General features: G+C 69.1%; 18 protein-coding genes. 3 read left to right on the top strand and 15 right to left on the bottom strand.

The genetic code is table 11. The features are described from left to right. Positions 1-64 precede the first annotated feature (64 nt). The 11 genes from K6753_RS12795 to rlmE all read right to left on the bottom strand — a co-directional run bounded on the left by K6753_RS12795 (position 65) and on the right by rlmE (position 10694). Positions 65-250: a DUF2065 domain-containing protein gene (locus tag K6753_RS12795; RefSeq protein WP_223676847.1), complete on the bottom strand. Its 186-nt coding sequence runs from the start codon at positions 248-250 to the stop codon at positions 65-67. 13 nt (positions 251-263) lie between these two features. Beyond that, positions 264-1127, bottom strand: a complete 864-nt coding sequence (gene hflC, locus K6753_RS12790) for a protease modulator HflC (RefSeq protein WP_223676846.1) — start codon at positions 1125-1127, stop codon at positions 264-266. Further along, positions 1124-2239, bottom strand: coding sequence for an FtsH protease activity modulator HflK (hflK, locus tag K6753_RS12785; protein WP_223676845.1), 1116 nt, complete (start codon positions 2237-2239; stop codon positions 1124-1126). Before hflK ends, hflC begins: the two co-directional genes overlap by 4 nt. 88 nt (positions 2240-2327) lie before the next feature. Continuing rightward, a complete protein-coding gene (gene hflX, locus K6753_RS12780; protein WP_223676844.1) occupies positions 2328-3635 on the bottom strand; it encodes a ribosome rescue GTPase HflX in 1308 nt (435 codons plus the stop codon). 20 nt (positions 3636-3655) lie between these two features. Next, positions 3656-3934, bottom strand: a complete 279-nt coding sequence (gene hfq / locus K6753_RS12775) for an RNA chaperone Hfq (RefSeq protein ID WP_223676843.1) — start codon at positions 3932-3934, stop codon at positions 3656-3658. A 189-nt stretch (positions 3935-4123) separates the two neighbouring features. Then, entirely contained in the window at positions 4124-5047 is a 924-nt protein-coding gene (gene miaA / locus K6753_RS12770) for a tRNA (adenosine(37)-N6)-dimethylallyltransferase MiaA (protein WP_223676898.1), read from the bottom strand. 64 nt (positions 5048-5111) lie between these two features. Next, on the bottom strand, positions 5112-6620 hold the full coding sequence (gene putP, locus K6753_RS12765; RefSeq protein ID WP_223676842.1) for a sodium/proline symporter PutP: 1509 nt from the start codon (positions 6618-6620) through the stop codon (positions 5112-5114). Between the two features lie 195 nt (positions 6621-6815). Continuing rightward, positions 6816-7727: a dihydropteroate synthase gene (folP, locus tag K6753_RS12760; RefSeq protein ID WP_223676841.1), complete on the bottom strand. Its 912-nt coding sequence runs from the start codon at positions 7725-7727 to the stop codon at positions 6816-6818. Next, positions 7720-7920, bottom strand: a complete 201-nt coding sequence (locus K6753_RS12755; protein WP_223676840.1) for a hypothetical protein — start codon at positions 7918-7920, stop codon at positions 7720-7722. Before K6753_RS12755 ends, folP begins: the two co-directional genes overlap by 8 nt. Before the next feature lie 87 nt (positions 7921-8007). After that, the gene (gene ftsH / locus K6753_RS12750; protein ID WP_223676839.1) at positions 8008-9930 is read right to left on the bottom strand and encodes an ATP-dependent zinc metalloprotease FtsH; all 1923 of its coding nucleotides are present in this window, start codon (positions 9928-9930) and stop codon (positions 8008-8010) included. 131 nt (positions 9931-10061) lie between these two features. Then, positions 10062-10694 carry a 23S rRNA (uridine(2552)-2'-O)-methyltransferase RlmE gene (rlmE, locus tag K6753_RS12745; protein ID WP_223676838.1) on the bottom strand — a complete coding sequence of 211 codons (633 nt, stop codon included), beginning with the start codon at positions 10692-10694 and terminating at the stop codon, positions 10062-10064. A 74-nt stretch (positions 10695-10768) separates the two neighbouring features. Between rlmE and yhbY the strand changes: the two genes are divergently transcribed. Next, positions 10769-11074, top strand: coding sequence for a ribosome assembly RNA-binding protein YhbY (yhbY, locus tag K6753_RS12740; protein WP_223676837.1), 306 nt, complete (start codon positions 10769-10771; stop codon positions 11072-11074). A 19-nt stretch (positions 11075-11093) separates the two neighbouring features. Continuing rightward, the gene (locus tag K6753_RS12735) at positions 11094-11471 is read left to right on the top strand and encodes an Mth938-like domain-containing protein (RefSeq protein WP_223676836.1); all 378 of its coding nucleotides are present in this window, start codon (positions 11094-11096) and stop codon (positions 11469-11471) included. A gap of 48 nt (positions 11472-11519) precedes the next feature. Here the strand turns inward: K6753_RS12735 and K6753_RS12730 are convergent, their stop codons facing one another. From K6753_RS12730 to surE, 3 genes are all read right to left on the bottom strand, one after another. Then, entirely contained in the window at positions 11520-12284 is a 765-nt protein-coding gene (locus tag K6753_RS12730; protein ID WP_223676897.1) for a peptidoglycan DD-metalloendopeptidase family protein, read from the bottom strand. A gap of 98 nt (positions 12285-12382) precedes the next feature. Then, positions 12383-13060, bottom strand: coding sequence for a protein-L-isoaspartate(D-aspartate) O-methyltransferase (locus K6753_RS12725; RefSeq protein WP_223676835.1), 678 nt, complete (start codon positions 13058-13060; stop codon positions 12383-12385). Beyond that, on the bottom strand, positions 13057-13836 hold the full coding sequence (gene surE, locus K6753_RS12720) for a 5'/3'-nucleotidase SurE (RefSeq protein ID WP_223676834.1): 780 nt from the start codon (positions 13834-13836) through the stop codon (positions 13057-13059). Before surE ends, K6753_RS12725 begins: the two co-directional genes overlap by 4 nt. A 164-nt stretch (positions 13837-14000) precedes the next feature. On the opposite strand from surE, the gene K6753_RS12715 reads away from it, so the two are divergent. Then, positions 14001-14579 carry a Smr/MutS family protein gene (locus K6753_RS12715; RefSeq protein ID WP_223676833.1) on the top strand — a complete coding sequence of 193 codons (579 nt, stop codon included), beginning with the start codon at positions 14001-14003 and terminating at the stop codon, positions 14577-14579. Positions 14580-14582: 3 nt separating this feature from the next. On the opposite strand, the gene K6753_RS12710 is transcribed toward K6753_RS12715, so the two are convergent. After that, positions 14583-14798 (bottom strand): hypothetical protein, encoded by a 216-nt coding sequence (locus K6753_RS12710; RefSeq protein WP_223676832.1) that lies wholly within the window; start codon positions 14796-14798, stop codon positions 14583-14585. Positions 14799-14821: the final 23 nt, after the last annotated feature.

Below are 14821 nucleotides of genomic sequence, written 5' to 3'. Positions count from 1 at the left end.
CCCGGCTTTTTTTTCCCGTCCGGCGGTGACCGTCCCCTAGCGACGTGACGAAGCCCGCGTCAGCTCACCCGCGCGCCAGCCACAACGCCAGCACCCCGCCGGCCGTCACCACGCCACCCAGCAGCCGCAGGTGCCGGTCCGGCATGGCGTGCATCTGGGCGACGAACTGCTTCCAGGTGCCCGGGGCGGCGAACAGGAATAGCCCCTCCAGCACTGCGACCAGGCACAGCGCCGAAACCAGTTCGGTCATGGCGACGGCAGGCTCAGCGGTCGCTGCGCATGTACTGCAGGAACGGATCATCGCGGTCCAGCACGATCACCGCATTGCCGTCGTCGAACGAGGCCCGATATGCCTCCAGGCTGCGCTGGAAAGCGTAGAACGCCGGGTCGCGGTTGGCCGCCTCGCCGTAGATGCGCGCGGCACCGGCGTCGCCCTGGCCTCGCAGGCGCTGCGCATCGCGCTCGGCCTCGGCCAGGATCACCACCTGGCTGCGGTCGGCCTCCGCACGGATTGTGCGTGCCTCCTCCTCGCCCTCGGCACGCAGAGCGCTTGCCACCTGGCGGCGCTGGGCGCTCATGCGCTCGTACACCTGCGTGATGACCTCGCTGTCGGTCGGCAGGTCGATCTGCTTGATACGCAGATCAACGATGTCGATGCCCAGAGTATCGGCACCCCGATTGATGGCCTCCAGTTGCGGGCCAATTATCTTGGAGCGATCGCCAGAAACAAGATCCTTGAGAGTGCGGCTGTTGATCTCGTTCTTGAGCGACTCGCGGATAATCGGGGCCAGACGTTGCACGGCAACGTCCTCGTCGCCACCCGTTGCACGGAAAAAGGCGCGAGCATCACTGATGCGACCAACGGCGAAGTAATCGACGCTTACGTCCTTGCGCTCAAGAGTCAGAATTCGCTCGGGCTCGGACGCCAGCACCTGCAGACGGCGATCGAAGATCCGTGCGGTTTCCACCATCGGCCACTTGAAGTGCAGGCCGGGCTCGAGGTCGGCGCGTACGACGCGGCCGAGGTTCACCACCAGCGCGGTCTTGCCCTCGCCCACCACGAACACCGAGCCCAGCAGGGCGAACAGCGCGATCACCACGCCGGCAATCCAGACAGAAGCCCTCATCGAATCGTCTCCTCGCGGCCCGTCGGGCGCGGTGCGCGTTCACCGCGCGTGGCGCTGGTGCCCGATGTTTCCGACGGCAGCAGCAGTTCCGGGTCAATCACCGGCTGACGCGCGGCGCGTTCGCCGCCCGCAGCGCCGGCGGACTTGGCCGAGTCCATCGGCACGTAGATCAGCTGGCGCGAATCGCCGCCCACCACCTTGCGGTTGCCGGCCAGCACGTCCTGCACGGTTTCCAGCCACAGGCGCTTGCGCGTGACCTCGGGAGAGTTCTGGTACTCCTCCACAAGCAGGGAGAAGCGGGCCGCGTCGCCTTGTGCGCGCGCGACCTTGGCCTCCTGGTAACCGGTGGCGGCAGCGCGGATGCGGGCCGCCTCGCCGCGGGCTTCCGGCACGATCCGCGCGGCGTACGCACGGGCCTCGCTGATCAGACGGTCCTTGTTCTGCTGCGCACTGTTGACGTCGTCGAAGGCGGGCTTGACCTGCTCCGGCGGACGCGCGTTGGGCAGGCTGAGTTCGGTCACGCGCAGGCCCGTGCGGTAGGCATCGAGCGAGGCCTGCAACTGGTCGCGCGCCGACACCGCCAGCGCATCGCGCGAACCGAGCACGGTGTCCAGTGTCGAGCGGCCGACCTGCTCGCGCATGGTGCTCAGCGCGGCCTGCTCCAGCACCTGGTCGGCATTGCGGGTGCCGAACAGGTAGAGCTCGGCATCGCTGACCCGGTACTGCACATTGATCTCGACTTGCACGATGTTCTCATCGCGGGTCAGCACCGGCACGTTGTTGCTGTAGGTCTGGACCTGGGTGGCGTTGACCTTGGTCACGCGCTCGATCGGCCAGGGCCACTTGAGGTTGGGGCCTGGCTGCATGATCCGCGCGACCTGGCCGAAGCGCTGCACCACGCCGCGCTGCTGCTCGGCGATCAGCACGAAGCAGTTGAACACCAGCCACAGGCCGGCAATCAGCAGCACCCAGCGGGCGATGTTGTTGCCCCCGCCGCCGCCGAACAGACCCCTCAACTGGTCGAGCACGGCGTCCAGCCCATTGCCGCCGGGATTGCGCCGGGGCGGACGGCTTCCGCCGGATTGATTGCTGCCAGGGGTATTCCAGGCCATGCCTGCTCCATGTGGGACGACGGGGGCGCGCAGGCACGTGGGTGCGGATCGCGGCGCCGGGTGATTCTAGGTGGGGGTTGGGGCCGCCTCAACCAAGGTCGGGCGGAAGCGCAGCGTCGATCAGGGGCTGGAGCGCGGTGCCACCGGCCTGCGCCGCCAGCCGCTGGGCGTCAACGAGCGCGAGGTCGACCTGGATGTCCCAGCCGTCGTCGCCGGCTTGCTCGCCGCGCACCGCGCCCAGTTCGTGCAGGCGTGCGCGCAGGCGGCCGGCGCGGGACGGCACGTGCACCCGGCCCTGCACGCGTTGCAGCCCGAGCACCTCGCCGATGGCGTCGCGCAGCAGGTCCAGGCCAACGCCGTCGCGCGCCGACAGCCAGACCCGCGGCGGCCCTTCGGCCGGGCGATCCAGCCGCGGTGCGCCGCCTTCGACCCGGTCGATCTTGTTGAACACGAGGACCTGCGGCAGGTCGGCCGCGCCGATTTCCGCCAGCACCTCGTTGACCTGCGCCACGCGCTCGTCGCGCAGCGGGTCCGCCGCGTCCACGACGTGCAACAGCAGGTCGGCATCGCGGGCTTCCGACAGGGTCGAGCGGAACGCGGCGACCAGGGCATGCGGCAGGTCGCGCACGAAGCCGACGGTGTCGGCCAGCACCGCGCCGCCGCCGGCCAGGTCGATGCGGCGCACCGTGGGGTCGAGCGTGGCGAACAACTGGTCGGCGGCGTACGCCTCCGCACCCGTCATCGCGTTGAAAAGCGTGGACTTGCCGGCATTGGTGTAGCCGACCAGTGCGACGCGCGGCAGTTCGCTGCGCATGCGCGCCCGGCGCATCTGCGTGCGCTGCACCTGCACCTTGTCCAGCCGGCGCTGCAACGACTCCAGCCGCTGCTGCAGCATGCGGCGGTCGAGCTCGAGCTGCGTCTCGCCGGGACCGCGCAGGCCGATGGAGCCGCCGCGCTGGCGCTCAAGGTGGGTCCAGCCGCGCACCAGGCGCGTGGACATGTGGCGCAGCTGCGCCAGTTCGACCTGCAGCTTGCCTTCGTGGCTTTGCGCACGCTGGGCGAAGATGTCCAGGATCAGGCCGGTGCGGTCGACCACGCGGCGCTGCAACGCGCGCTCCAGGTTGCGCTCCTGGGTGGGCGTCAGCGGGTGGTTGACCAGGATGAGGTCGGCCCCGGTCGCATCGGCGGCCGCCTTGACCTCCTCGAGCTTGCCGCTGCCGATCAGCGTGGCGGCATTGGGCCGGTCGATGCGCGAGCTGAGCACGCCTGCAATGGACGCGCCGGCCGAGCGGGCGAGCTCGGAGAACTCCTCCAGCAGGCCCTCGTCCACCGGGCCGCCGGCATGAGGCTGGATCAGCAGCGCATGTTCGCCCTTGCGGGATCGTTCAAAGAACACGCGCGCGCCTCATCCTCGTGTCACTCGGCCTCGTCGGAACCGTGGTCGCCGTTGCCCTCGCCCGGCTGCACGTAACCGCCGCCCGGGCCCACGCGCACGTTGCGCGCCGGGACCACGGTGGAAATGGCGTGCTTGTAGACCATCTGGCTGACGGTATTGCGCAGCAGAACCACGAACTGGTCGAAGGACTCGATCGTGCCCTGCAGCTTGATGCCGTTGACCAGGTAGACCGAAACCGGCACGCGCTCGCGCCGCAGCGCATTCAGGAACGGGTCCTGCAAAGATTGCCCCTTGGACATCTAAAGTTTCCCCTGCATGGTTCTAGTTATGTGCGGTGGCGCCGACCGTCGGGAACGCCCTGCAGGCCGGCATCCCCTGCGGCACTCCCCGTCGCAGACGACGCACCGATGGTAGCGCAACCGTGGTGCCGCCACGCGCACTGGAGCAGGCTTTTCGGGCGCCGGCGTGCCGAAGCAGGCTGAATGCGCTCAGCGGCCCGGTACGAACAGCCGGCGGGCCGCGAGCAGGCCCGCCCGGTCGCGGACGGGGTCGAACCAGCGCGCATCCAGCTGCCCGCGCAGCCAGGTCAGCTGCCGCTTGGCCAGTTGCCGCGTGGCGAAGATGCCGCGGTCGCGGAGCGTCGCGGCGTCGTACTGGCCGTCCAGATGCTCCCAGGCCTGCCGGTAGCCGACTGCGCGCAGGGCGGGCAACTCCAGCGGTGCGGGGTGGGCGGCCAGCTCCGGCGCGGCGCGCAACCGCCGGACTTCATCCAGGAATCGGGCTTCAAGCATGGCGTCGAACCGGCGCTCGATGCGACGGTGCAACTCGCTTCGATCTGCCGGCGCCAGCACCAGCTTGAGCACGCGATACGGCAGGCGGGCCCGCTGCGACGTGTCGCGCTGCCAGTCGGTCAGCGTCCGGCCCGAGATGCGATACACCTCCAGCGCGCGCTGGATGCGCTGGGCATCGGTGGCATGGATGCGGGCGGCGGCCACCGGGTCGATCGCGGCAAGTTCGGCGTGCAGGGCGGCCCATCCGCGCTCGGCCGCCTGTGCGGCGAGCCCGGCACGCACCTGTGCGTCGGCGGCCGGCATGTCCGACAGCCCCTCCAGCAGCGCCTGGAAGTACAGTCCGGTACCGCCGACCAGCAGCGGTATGCGGCCGCGCGCGGCGATGTCATCCATTGCGCGGCGCGCATCGGTGGCGAACTCGGCCGCCGAGTACGGCTGCCACGGCTCGCGCAGGTCGAGCATGTGGTGGACGATGCCGCCGCGCTCGGCCACCGTCGGCTTGGCCGCACCGATGTCGAGTCCGCGGTAGACCAGCGCGGAATCCACGCTGACGATCTCCGCGTCCAGTGCCGCCGCCCACTCCAGCGACAACGCCGTCTTGCCCGACGCGGTCGGCCCCATCAGGGCGATGGCCAGCGGGCGCGGGTCGTTCTGGCTCACCGTGCGGGCCGGTTGGCGACGTTCGTCAGTAGCCGGTTTCGCGCAGCGACGCGCGCACCTGCATGTGCACCGCCTGGATCTCCTGCGGCGGTTCGCGATCGAGGCGGCTGACCAGGATGATCGCCACCGTGGCCGCGATGAAGCCGGGCACGATCTCGTAGAGCCCGCTGCCGTACATACCGACCGCCACCTGCTTCCACAGGATGACCGTAGCCGCACCCGCCACCATGCCGGTCAGCGCGCCATTGCGCGTCATGCGCTGCCAGAACAGCGCCAACAGCACGACCGGGCCGAAGGCGGCGCCGAAGCCCGCCCACGCATAGGACACTAGGCCCAGCACGCGGCTGTCGGGGTCACGCGCCAGCCACATGGCGACGAGCGCCACCAGTAGCACGCTGCCACGGCCGACCCACACCAGTTCGGTCTGGCTGGCCTGCTTGCGCAGGAACCCGCGATAGAAGTCCTCCGACAGCACGCTGGAGCACACCAGCAACTGGCTCGACAGCGTGCTCATCACCGCCGCGAGGATCGCCGACAGGATCACGCCGGCGACCCACGGGTTGAACAACAGCTCCACGACGGCGATGAACACGCGCTCGGGGTTCGCGATGACCGGGCCTGCCGACTCGGGATGCTCGGCGAAATAGCCGATGCCGAGGAAGCCCACGGTCAGCGAGCCGGCCAGGCACAGGATCATCCAGGTCATGCCGATGCGGCGCGCCACGGGAATCGTGTGCACGCCACCGGCTGCCATGAAGCGCGCCAGGATGTGCGGCTGGCCGAAGTAGCCCAGCCCCCACGCGATCAGCGAGACGATGCCGACCAGGCCAAGCTCGCCGCCGCGGAACCAGTCCAGGCGGGCCGGCGCCTCGGCGCGGATCGCGGCCAGCGTGGAGTCGAAGCCGCCGGTGGCGACGATCAGCAGGATCGGCGTCAGCAACAGCGCGAACAGCATCAGCACGCCCTGCGCGGTGTCCGTCCAGCTCACCGCGAGGAACCCACCGACCAGCGTGTAGAGGATGGTGACCGCCGCGCCCCACCAGATCGCCTGCGCGTAGGGCAGGCCGAACACGCTCTCGAACAACCGGCCGCCGGCCACGATGCCCGACGCGCAGTACACCGCGAAGAACACCAGGATCACCACCGCCGACAGCACCCGCAGCGCGCGGCCGGTGTCGTGGAACCGGCTGGTGAAGAAGTCCGGCAGCGTCAGCGCGTTGTCGGTGCGCTCGGTGTAGACGCGCAGCGGGCCGGCGACGAACTTCCAATTGGCCCACGCGCCCGCCACCAGTCCGATGGCGATCCAGGCCTCCGACACGCCGCCCAGGTACATCGCCCCCGGCAGGCCCATCAGCAGCCAGCCACTCATGTCCGAGGCGCCGGCCGACAGCGCGGTCACGCCCGGGCCGAGGCTGCGGCCGCCGAGGATGTAGTCGTCGAAGTTCTTTGTGGAACGCCAGGCAACGAAGCCGATCCCCACCATCGCGAGCAGGTACAGCAGGAAGGTCACGATCAGCGGCGTGCTGGCGGTCATGCGGTTCCCCCGTCGAAATCCGGCCGGCAGCTTAGCGCGCGCCGGTCTGCAACCCCACCCCGCTTATGCACAACGGCTGTGGACAAGCGGGCGAGGCAAGCTGTGGACAAGTCGCCGGAGGCCAGCTGCCGCGGGGCGCCCTGACGCTTTGGCGAGATTTTCGCCACGTCGGCGACGAACCGCCATCGCGATCGATCAATCGTCGTCGGGCCAACGGATCGCAGGCGCGTCCTTCCGGCCAGCCGGCGCCGGCATCGCAGCGACCGCTTCCCAGACCTTCAGTGCGTCGACGGTCGCAGCGACATCGTGCACCCGCACCAGTCGCGCGCCGCGCTGCGCGGCGACCAGGTGCGCGGCCACCGAGCCGTGGACACGATCGGCCGGTACGTCGCGGCCGGTCAGCTCGCCGATCAGCCGCTTGCGCGACAGCCCGGCCAGCACCGGCACACCCAGCTCGACGAAGCGGTCCAGGTGCGACAGCAGCAGCAGGTTGTGCTCGCGCGTCTTGCCGAACCCGAAGCCGGGGTCGACCACGATGCGCTTCTTGTCGATGCCGGCCATTTCCGCAGCAAAGATGCGCTCGGCAAGGAAGCGGTGCACGTCGCCGACCACGTCGTCGTACGTCGGCGCCTCCTGCATCGAGCGCGGCTCGCCCTTCATGTGCATCAGCACGACCGGCACGCCGAGTACGGACGCTGCCTCCATCGCGCCGGGTTCCGACAACGCCCGCACATCGTTGACCATGCCGGCCCCGGCCTCGACCGCGGCCCGCATTACCTCCGGCTTGCTGGTGTCGACGCTGATCGGCACGTCGGTTTCGCGCGCCAGTCGCTCGATCACGGGAACCACGCGCTGCAGCTCTTCTTCGAGCGACACCGCCTCCGCACCGGGGCGGGTCGATTCGCCGCCCACGTCGAGCACGTCCGCACCCTCTTCCACCAGGCGCAGAGCGTGGGCGACCGCGGCATCGGTCGTCGCATGCCGGCCTCCGTCGGAAAACGAATCCGGCGTCACGTTGACGATGCCCATCACCCGGCAACGATCGAGCCGCAACGAACGCCCGTTGCAATCGAGCGTGCGGACCGTGTCGAAGAATCCGTCAGTCATTCCCGGGCCCTCGACGCTGCCGCAGCAGGCCGACCGCCGCCATCGCCAGCCAGACGGCTGCCAACACGATGCCAGCGGTGGCATATGCGCGGGGTTCCCCGAGCGCCATGCCGAGCGCCGGTAGCAGCACCAACGCGGCGAGCGCGGCGAGCAGCAGCCTGCGGATCGGGACGGTGATCGATGGGGCGTGCACGGTCGTAAGGCGCCAACGAAAAAGGCCAGAGCGGACTCTGGCCTTTTCCTTTCGATGCGGCAAGCGCGAGCGTGGTAGCTGAGACCGTCAGGTCTGCGCCGCCGGGCCGCCAATCGCACCCGGCGTATCGGATTCGTCCGGGGGCAGCGTCTTGCCGGACTTGGCCCAGTCCGCCGGCGGCCCAGGCGTACGCCCGGCCATGATGTCGTCGATCTGCTTGGCGTCGATGGTTTCGTACAACAGCAGCGCCTCTGCCATCACATGCAGCTTGTCGACGTTGTCCTTGAGGATCTGCGTGGTGCGGTTGTAGGCGCGATCCAGGATGCTGCGCACCACCTCGTCGATGCGGCGGGCGGTGTCGTCGGACACGTTCTTGTGCTGGGTGACGGAGCGGCCCAGGAACACCTCGTCCTCTTCCTCGCCATAGGCGATCGGGCCGAGCTCGTCCGACAGGCCCCACTTGGTGGCCATGTTGCGGGCCATCTTGGTCGCGCGCTCGATGTCGTTGGACGCACCGGTGGTGACCTTGTCGTGGCCGAAGATCAGCTCTTCGGCGACGCGGCCGCCGTAAAGCGAGCAGAGCTGGGATTCGATCGCGGTCTTGTTGTAGCTGTACTTGTCACCCTCGGGCAGGTACATGGTCACGCCGAGCGCACGGCCGCGGGGAATGATCGTCACCTTGTAGACGGGGTCATGCTCCGGCACCACGCGGCCGACGATGGCGTGTCCGGCCTCGTGGTAGGCGGTGAGCTTCTTCTCGTCCTCGCTCATGGCCATCGAGCGGCGCTCGGCGCCCATCAGGATCTTGTCGCGGGCACGGTCGAAGTGCTCCATGCGCACTTCCTTGGCGTTCTCGCGCGCGGCAAATAGCGCCGCCTCGTTGCAGAGGTTGGCCAGGTCGGCGCCCGAGAAGCCCGGCGTGCCGCGGGCGATGGTCATCGGCTCCACGTCCTCGTCCAGCGGCAGCTTGCGCATGTGCACGCGCAGGATCTGCTCGCGGCCCTTCACGTCCGGCAGGCCGACCACGACCTGGCGGTCGAAACGACCCGGGCGCAGCAACGCGGGGTCGAGCACGTCGGGACGGTTGGTCGCGGCGATCACGATCACGCCCTCGCCGCCCTCGAAGCCGTCCATCTCCACCAGCAACTGGTTGAGGGTCTGCTCGCGTTCGTCATGCCCGCCGCCCAGGCCGGCACCACGGTGGCGGCCGACGGCGTCGATCTCGTCGATGAAGATGATGCACGGCGCGTGCTTCTTGGCCTGCTCGAACATGTCGCGCACGCGGCTGGCGCCGACGCCGACGAACATCTCGACGAAGTCCGAACCGGAAATCGAGAAGAACGGCACCTTGGCCTCGCCGGCGATGGCGCGCGCCAGAAGCGTCTTGCCGGTGCCCGGCGGGCCGACCATCAGCACGCCGCGGGGGATCTTGCCGCCCAGCTTGGAGAAACGGGTCGGGTCACGCAGGAACTCGACCAGCTCGCCGACCTCTTCCTTGGCCTCGTCGCAGCCGGCCACGTCGGCGAAGGTCACCTTGACCTCGTTCTCGCCCTGCATCTTGGCGCGCGACTTGCCGAAGCTCATCGCACCCTTGCTGCCGCCCTGCTGCATCTGGCGCATGAAATAGATCCACACGCCGATGATCAGGACCCATGGCAGCACGTTGATCAGGATGTAGAGCAGCGACGGGCCGGTATCCGGCGGCACGCGGGTGATCTCGACGTTCTCGCGCACCAGCACGTTGACCAGCGCGTCGTCGGGCGGGCCATTGGTGATGCCGGCGGTGCCATCGGCGCGCTCGAACTTCAGCGTGTTGCCCGACAGGCCGCTCTTCTCGGTGTACTCGACCGACTTGACGCGCCCGGCCTCGACATCGTTCAGGAACTGCGAGTAGGTGACCTCGCTGGACGCGCCGGTGCCCGCCGTGCGCGGGCCGAATGCCTGGAATACCAGCATCAGCACCACGGCGACGATCACCCAGAGCAACAGATTCTTGGCCAAGTCGTTCATTCGTTCCTGCCTGAGGCGTCGTTCATTACGGTCGTGCCGTGGCACGTGGGGGGGACTGCATATACGGGCTGGAGGCTCTTCCGGCTGCAGCATCCGCCTGCACCCCGGGGCGCCGTATCGGACCCCGCACCTTACTTAATTTGTGCCCGCCTGCCCTGTGCCAGCGCATACACCTCCGGCGAGCGTTTACGGGAGGCCGCGGGCTTGCGGATCGCGACCTTCTCATAGCGGCGGCGCAGCTCCTTCACGTAGTCGTCAAAGCCCACGCCCTGGAACAGCTTGATCAGGAAATCGCCCCCCACCCGCAGGTGGCGGTCGGCGAAATCCATCGCCAGTTCGGACAGGTACATCGCCCGGGGCATGTCGACCGCATCCACCCCGCTCTTATTGGGGGCCATATCCGACAGCACAAGGTCGACCGACGTGCCGTCCAACAGGGCCTCCAACTGCGATAGGACGGCGTCCTCCCTGAAATCGCCCTGAAGGAACTCCACCCCGGCCAACGGCGGCATGTCGAGGATGTCCAGCGCGATGACCCGCCCGCGCTCGCCCAGCGCCTGCCGCACCCATTGGGACCACCCGCCGGGCGCGGCGCCGAGGTCGACCACCACCATGCCCGGGCGCAGCAGTCGGTCGCGCTCGACCAGCTCCTCCAGCTTGTAGGCGGCACGCGACCGCAGGCCCTCGGCCTTGGCCTTCTTCACGAAAGGGTCGGAGAAGTGCTCCTTGAGCCAGCGCTGGCTGCTCTTGCTGCGGGTGGCCATGGGCTGTCGGAAGGCGGGAACGTGGGGCCGCCATGATACCCTGCGTGCCCGTTCCAGCCCGACTGCGTGCCCCGATGCCGACCCCGCTTACCGCCGCCCAGACCCGCTTCCTGCGCGGCCAGGCACACGGCCTCAAGGCGATGCTCCAGGTCGGCGGCAAGGGCATCACCGATGCGCTGGTGACCGAGCTCGATGGCGCACTGGAGCACCACGAGCTGATCAAGGTCAAGGTCGCCGCCGGGGACCGCGAAGAGCGGGACGCGATGATCGACACGCTGGTGGGACGCACCGGTGCCGCGCTGGTCCAGCGCATCGGCCATACCGCGGTGCTGTACCGCCAGAGCCGCGACCGCCGGCAGATCGTGCTGCCGCGCGCCTGACCGGTCCACGCGGCGCGCCATGCAGCTCAACCTCGAGCCCGCCGAACATGCCTACGTCCTGCGCGGCGCCGACGGCCGCTCGGCGCTCGTCAACGACCGCCGGCTGACGTCGAGTTTCGTGATCGCGCCCGGTACGTTGCTTGCGGACTGGACGCCCCCCGCCCCGTCCCTGCTGACCCCGGACGCACTGCAGCCGCTGCTGACGATGTCGCCTGACGTCGTGGTGCTGGGCACGGGCGCGACCCAGGTCTTCCCGCCCGCAGCGGTGATGGCCGAATGCCTGCGCCGCGGTGTCGGCATCGAAGTCATGGCCAACGACGCCGCCGCGCGGACCTATACCGTGCTGGCGGGTGAGGGGCGCAACGTGGTGGCGGGTTTCATCCTCACCGGCAGCTAGCGCCGGGTTGCAGCCATCCCGCACCGCCCGTGGCGGCGGCCGGCTGGATCAGCGGCGCGGCAGGTATCGCAGCGGATCGACCGGCTTGCCGTTGTGGCGCACCTCGAAGTGCAGCATCTCGCGCGGCGCGCCGCTGCGGCCCAGCTCGGCGATCTGCTGGCCCGCCTTCACCACCGCGCCTTCATTGACCAGCCGGTTGCGGTTATGGCCGTAGGCCGAGAGCCACTGTTCGTTGTGCTTGATGATGATCAGTTCGCCATAACCCACCAGGCCCGAACCGGAATACACCACCACGCCATCGCCCGCGGCACGGACGGGTGCGCCGGCCTGCCCGCCGATGTCGATGCCCTGCTTGGTCGGATCACCCGCGATGAAGCGGCCGATCAGGTCGCCTTCGGCCGGCCATCGCCATGCGACGCCGCTGTCGACCGGGGCCGGGGCCGGCGTACTTGTCGGCGGTCGCTGAGGCGTGGGGCGTGCTGAAGGTTGGGACGTGCGTGGCGTGGCGGGACGCGAGGCCACCGCGCCACCTGCCTGCGGATACAGCCGCAGGCGCTGGCCGGGATAGATCGTGTAGGGCGCCGGTATCCCGTTCCATGCCGCGAGATCACGCGCGCGGATGCCGTTGTCGGTGGCGATGCGATACAGCGTGTCACCCCGACGCACGAGCGCGGTCGCGCCGTACTTGGGCTTGGACGCCGCCACCGGTCCGCCGGATTCACGCACCACCGTGCTGGAGCAGGCTCCCAGCAGCAGGGTCAGCGCCATCAGGCAGGCGAACGCAAAGGACTGGGGGCGCGGACGGGCAAGCATCATGCGGTCGAAGAATCCTTTGGCGAGGAAGGCGACGGGGCCGCCAGGGCCCTGCATCTTGGCCCAACCATGGGTGAACGCGGCTTCAACGGTGGCCTTCAATCGACAAGACCCGAACGCAGCGGCACGAACACGACCGGCGCCAGCTCGCGCTGCTCGAGGCGACCGTCGGCCGTCCTGTCGATCTGCAGCAGCACCTGCGAGGTCGCGCCACCCACCGGGGCGATGAGCCGCCCTCCGGGGGCCAACTGGTCGGTGAGCGCATCCACGACCGCGGGCGCGCCTGCGGTCACCAGGATCGCGTCGAACGGGCCGTTCTCGGGCCAGCCAATGCGGCCGTCGTCGTGCTTGCTGCGCACGTTCATGCCCAGCTGGCGGAAGCGTTTGCGCGCGGTGCGAAGCAGTTCGCCGATGCGCTCGACGGTGTGGACCTCAAGCCCCAGTGCCGCCAGCACGGCCGCCTGGTACCCCGAGCCCGTTCCGATTTCCAGCACGCGCGAAGGCGCCACCTGCAGCAGCGATTCGGTCATCTTCGCCACCACCCACGGCTGCGAGATCGTCTGGCCGTGGCCGATGGGCAGCGCGGTGTCCTCATAGGCGCGCATCGCCAGCGCCTCGTCCACGAACAGGTGGCGGGGCACGGTCCGGATGGCATTGAGGACGCGTTCGTCGGCAATGCCGTTGTCGCGCAGGCGATCGACCAGGCGGTCGCGCACCCGCTGCGAGGTCATGCCCGATCCGATCGCCTCGGGTTGCAGTCGCATGCGCAGGCTCACGATGCACGCTCCAGCGACTGCTGCAGTCCGTCCACCCAGCTGGCCACCTGTTCCAGCGCCTGGTAGCGGGTGAGGTCCACCTGGATCGGCGTGATGGAGATGTGGCCGGTGCGCACCGCATGGAAATCGGTGCCGGGGCCGGCGTCCTGCTCGGGGCCGGCCGCACCGATCCACCACCACTGGCGGCCGCGCGGGTCTTCCTGGGGAATGCAGTCCTCGGCGCGGTGGCGGTTGCCCAGGCGCGTGACTTCGAAACCGGCAATCTCGTCCCACGGCCGGTCCGGGACGTTGACGTTGAGCATGGTGTCGGCCGGCAATGGATCGCTGCGCAGGCGGGCGATGATCTCCGCCGCCGCGCGCGCCGCGGTCTCGTAGTGGCGCCCCACGTGGTCGGCGGTGGCGAGCGACACAGCGACTGACGGCAGGCCTAGGAAGCGGCCTTCCATCGCCGCGGCCACGGTGCCCGAATAGATGACGTCGTCGCCCAGGTTGGCGGTGTTGTTGATGCCCGACACCACGATGTCCGGCTCGTCCTTCAACATGCCGGTGATTGCGACGTGGACACAGTCGGTGGGCGTGCCGAAGACGCGCCAGGTGGCCTCGTCCTGCTGCACCACCCGGATGGGCATGTCCAGGGTGAGCGAGTTGCTGGCACCGGAGCGGTCGCGGTCCGGGGCGATCACGACCACCTCGTGGCCGGCCGCGCGCAGGCCTTCGGCGAGCACGCGGATGCCGGGTGCGTCGACCCCGTCATCGTTACTTACGAGAACTTGCATGGACTCCCTTGGACGTACGCCTGCAATGCATGGCGAGGCGTCGATTCGACATCGACCAGGCCCTGCGCCATGACCGGGCCATGATAGCCGATGCCTGCCGATTGACCGCCGCGCCCGTGCAACCGCGCCCTTGATGCAGGGCGCTGGCGCGCTAGTCTGGCGCCATGCCGAAACCGCCGCCCGCACCCGACGACCGCGATGACCTGCCGGACGACGCATCGCTGTTCCGCGAGGCCGTGGGTCCGGTGCGCGGCGTGCGCTCTGCGCCGCGCGCGCCAGGCGCACCGCCGCCGCGCCCGCGGGCGCGCATGGCGGAGCTGGACGAAATGGAAGCCGTCCAGTCAATGCGTTCCATCAGCCACCCCGACCCCGTGGCCGCCGGCGACGTGTTGAGCCACCGACGCGAATCGGTGCCACCTGCTGTCTTCAAGCGGCTCAAGCGTGGTGAGATCGCCGCGCAGGACGAACTCGACCTGCACGGTGCCAACGCCGACCAGGCCGAGCGGGTATTGAGGGAATTCATTGTGCACGCGCACCGCGAAATGCTCGGCTGCGTGCGCGTCGTGCACGGCAAGGGGTTGCATGTCGCGGCGCCGTTCGGCGGCCCCGCGTTGCCGGTGGTCAAGAACGTGGTCGATCGCGTCCTGCGTCAGCGCGGTGACGTGCTGGCGTTCCACTCGACACCTGCCGCGCAGGGCGGAACCGGTGCGGTGCTTGTGCTGTTGGCGCCGAAGCGGCGCTAGCAGTCAGTCGTCAGTGCTGGCGACGAGATCCTTTGTAGCTTCCGGCCGGTTTACCCAGACTACTTCGATACCCCGAATCCGCGCGATCCGCTCGACCTCGGCGACATAGCGCTCCTCCGGTGTGAGCGGCGTTGTATCGGCCAGCCCCGACGTGGTCGTGCAGGCCGACAGCATCACCACCGAAAGCGACAGCATTACGACACGCAATTTCGCATTCATGACGGCATCCTCCGAATCGGTGC

The organism is Novilysobacter selenitireducens (genome assembly GCF_020026895.1).
GTDB lineage: Bacteria > Pseudomonadota > Gammaproteobacteria > Xanthomonadales > Xanthomonadaceae > Lysobacter_C > Lysobacter_C selenitireducens.
Note: the sequence above shows the minus strand (reverse complement) of the source record. Positions and strands in the feature narration are given on the sequence as shown.

What these genes read in the sequence shown, in the direction of transcription:
- K6753_RS12795 (WP_223676847.1), bottom strand. Translation starts at nt 250, where the DNA reads ATGACCGAACTGGTTTCGGCGCTGTGCCTGGTCGCAGTGCTGGAGGGG.
- hflC (WP_223676846.1), bottom strand. Translation starts at nt 1,127, where the DNA reads ATGAGGGCTTCTGTCTGGATTGCCGGCGTGGTGATCGCGCTGTTCGCC.
- hflK (WP_223676845.1), bottom strand. Translation starts at nt 2,239, where the DNA reads ATGGCCTGGAATACCCCTGGCAGCAATCAATCCGGCGGAAGCCGTCCG.
- hfq (WP_223676843.1), bottom strand. Translation starts at nt 3,934, where the DNA reads ATGTCCAAGGGGCAATCTTTGCAGGACCCGTTCCTGAATGCGCTGCGG.
- miaA (WP_223676898.1), bottom strand. Translation starts at nt 5,047, where the DNA reads ATGGGGCCGACCGCGTCGGGCAAGACGGCGTTGTCGCTGGAGTGGGCG.
- putP (WP_223676842.1), bottom strand. Translation starts at nt 6,620, where the DNA reads ATGACCGCCAGCACGCCGCTGATCGTGACCTTCCTGCTGTACCTGCTC.
- folP (WP_223676841.1), bottom strand. Translation starts at nt 7,727, where the DNA reads ATGACTGACGGATTCTTCGACACGGTCCGCACGCTCGATTGCAACGGG.
- ftsH (WP_223676839.1), bottom strand. Translation starts at nt 9,930, where the DNA reads ATGAACGACTTGGCCAAGAATCTGTTGCTCTGGGTGATCGTCGCCGTG.
- rlmE (WP_223676838.1), bottom strand. Translation starts at nt 10,694, where the DNA reads ATGGCCACCCGCAGCAAGAGCAGCCAGCGCTGGCTCAAGGAGCACTTC.
- yhbY (WP_223676837.1), top strand. Translation starts at nt 10,769, where the DNA reads ATGCCGACCCCGCTTACCGCCGCCCAGACCCGCTTCCTGCGCGGCCAG.
- K6753_RS12735 (WP_223676836.1), top strand. Translation starts at nt 11,094, where the DNA reads ATGCAGCTCAACCTCGAGCCCGCCGAACATGCCTACGTCCTGCGCGGC.
- K6753_RS12730 (WP_223676897.1), bottom strand. Translation starts at nt 12,284, where the DNA reads ATGCTTGCCCGTCCGCGCCCCCAGTCCTTTGCGTTCGCCTGCCTGATG.
- surE (WP_223676834.1), bottom strand. Translation starts at nt 13,836, where the DNA reads ATGCAAGTTCTCGTAAGTAACGATGACGGGGTCGACGCACCCGGCATC.
- K6753_RS12715 (WP_223676833.1), top strand. Translation starts at nt 14,001, where the DNA reads ATGCCGAAACCGCCGCCCGCACCCGACGACCGCGATGACCTGCCGGAC.
- K6753_RS12710 (WP_223676832.1), bottom strand. Translation starts at nt 14,798, where the DNA reads ATGAATGCGAAATTGCGTGTCGTAATGCTGTCGCTTTCGGTGGTGATG.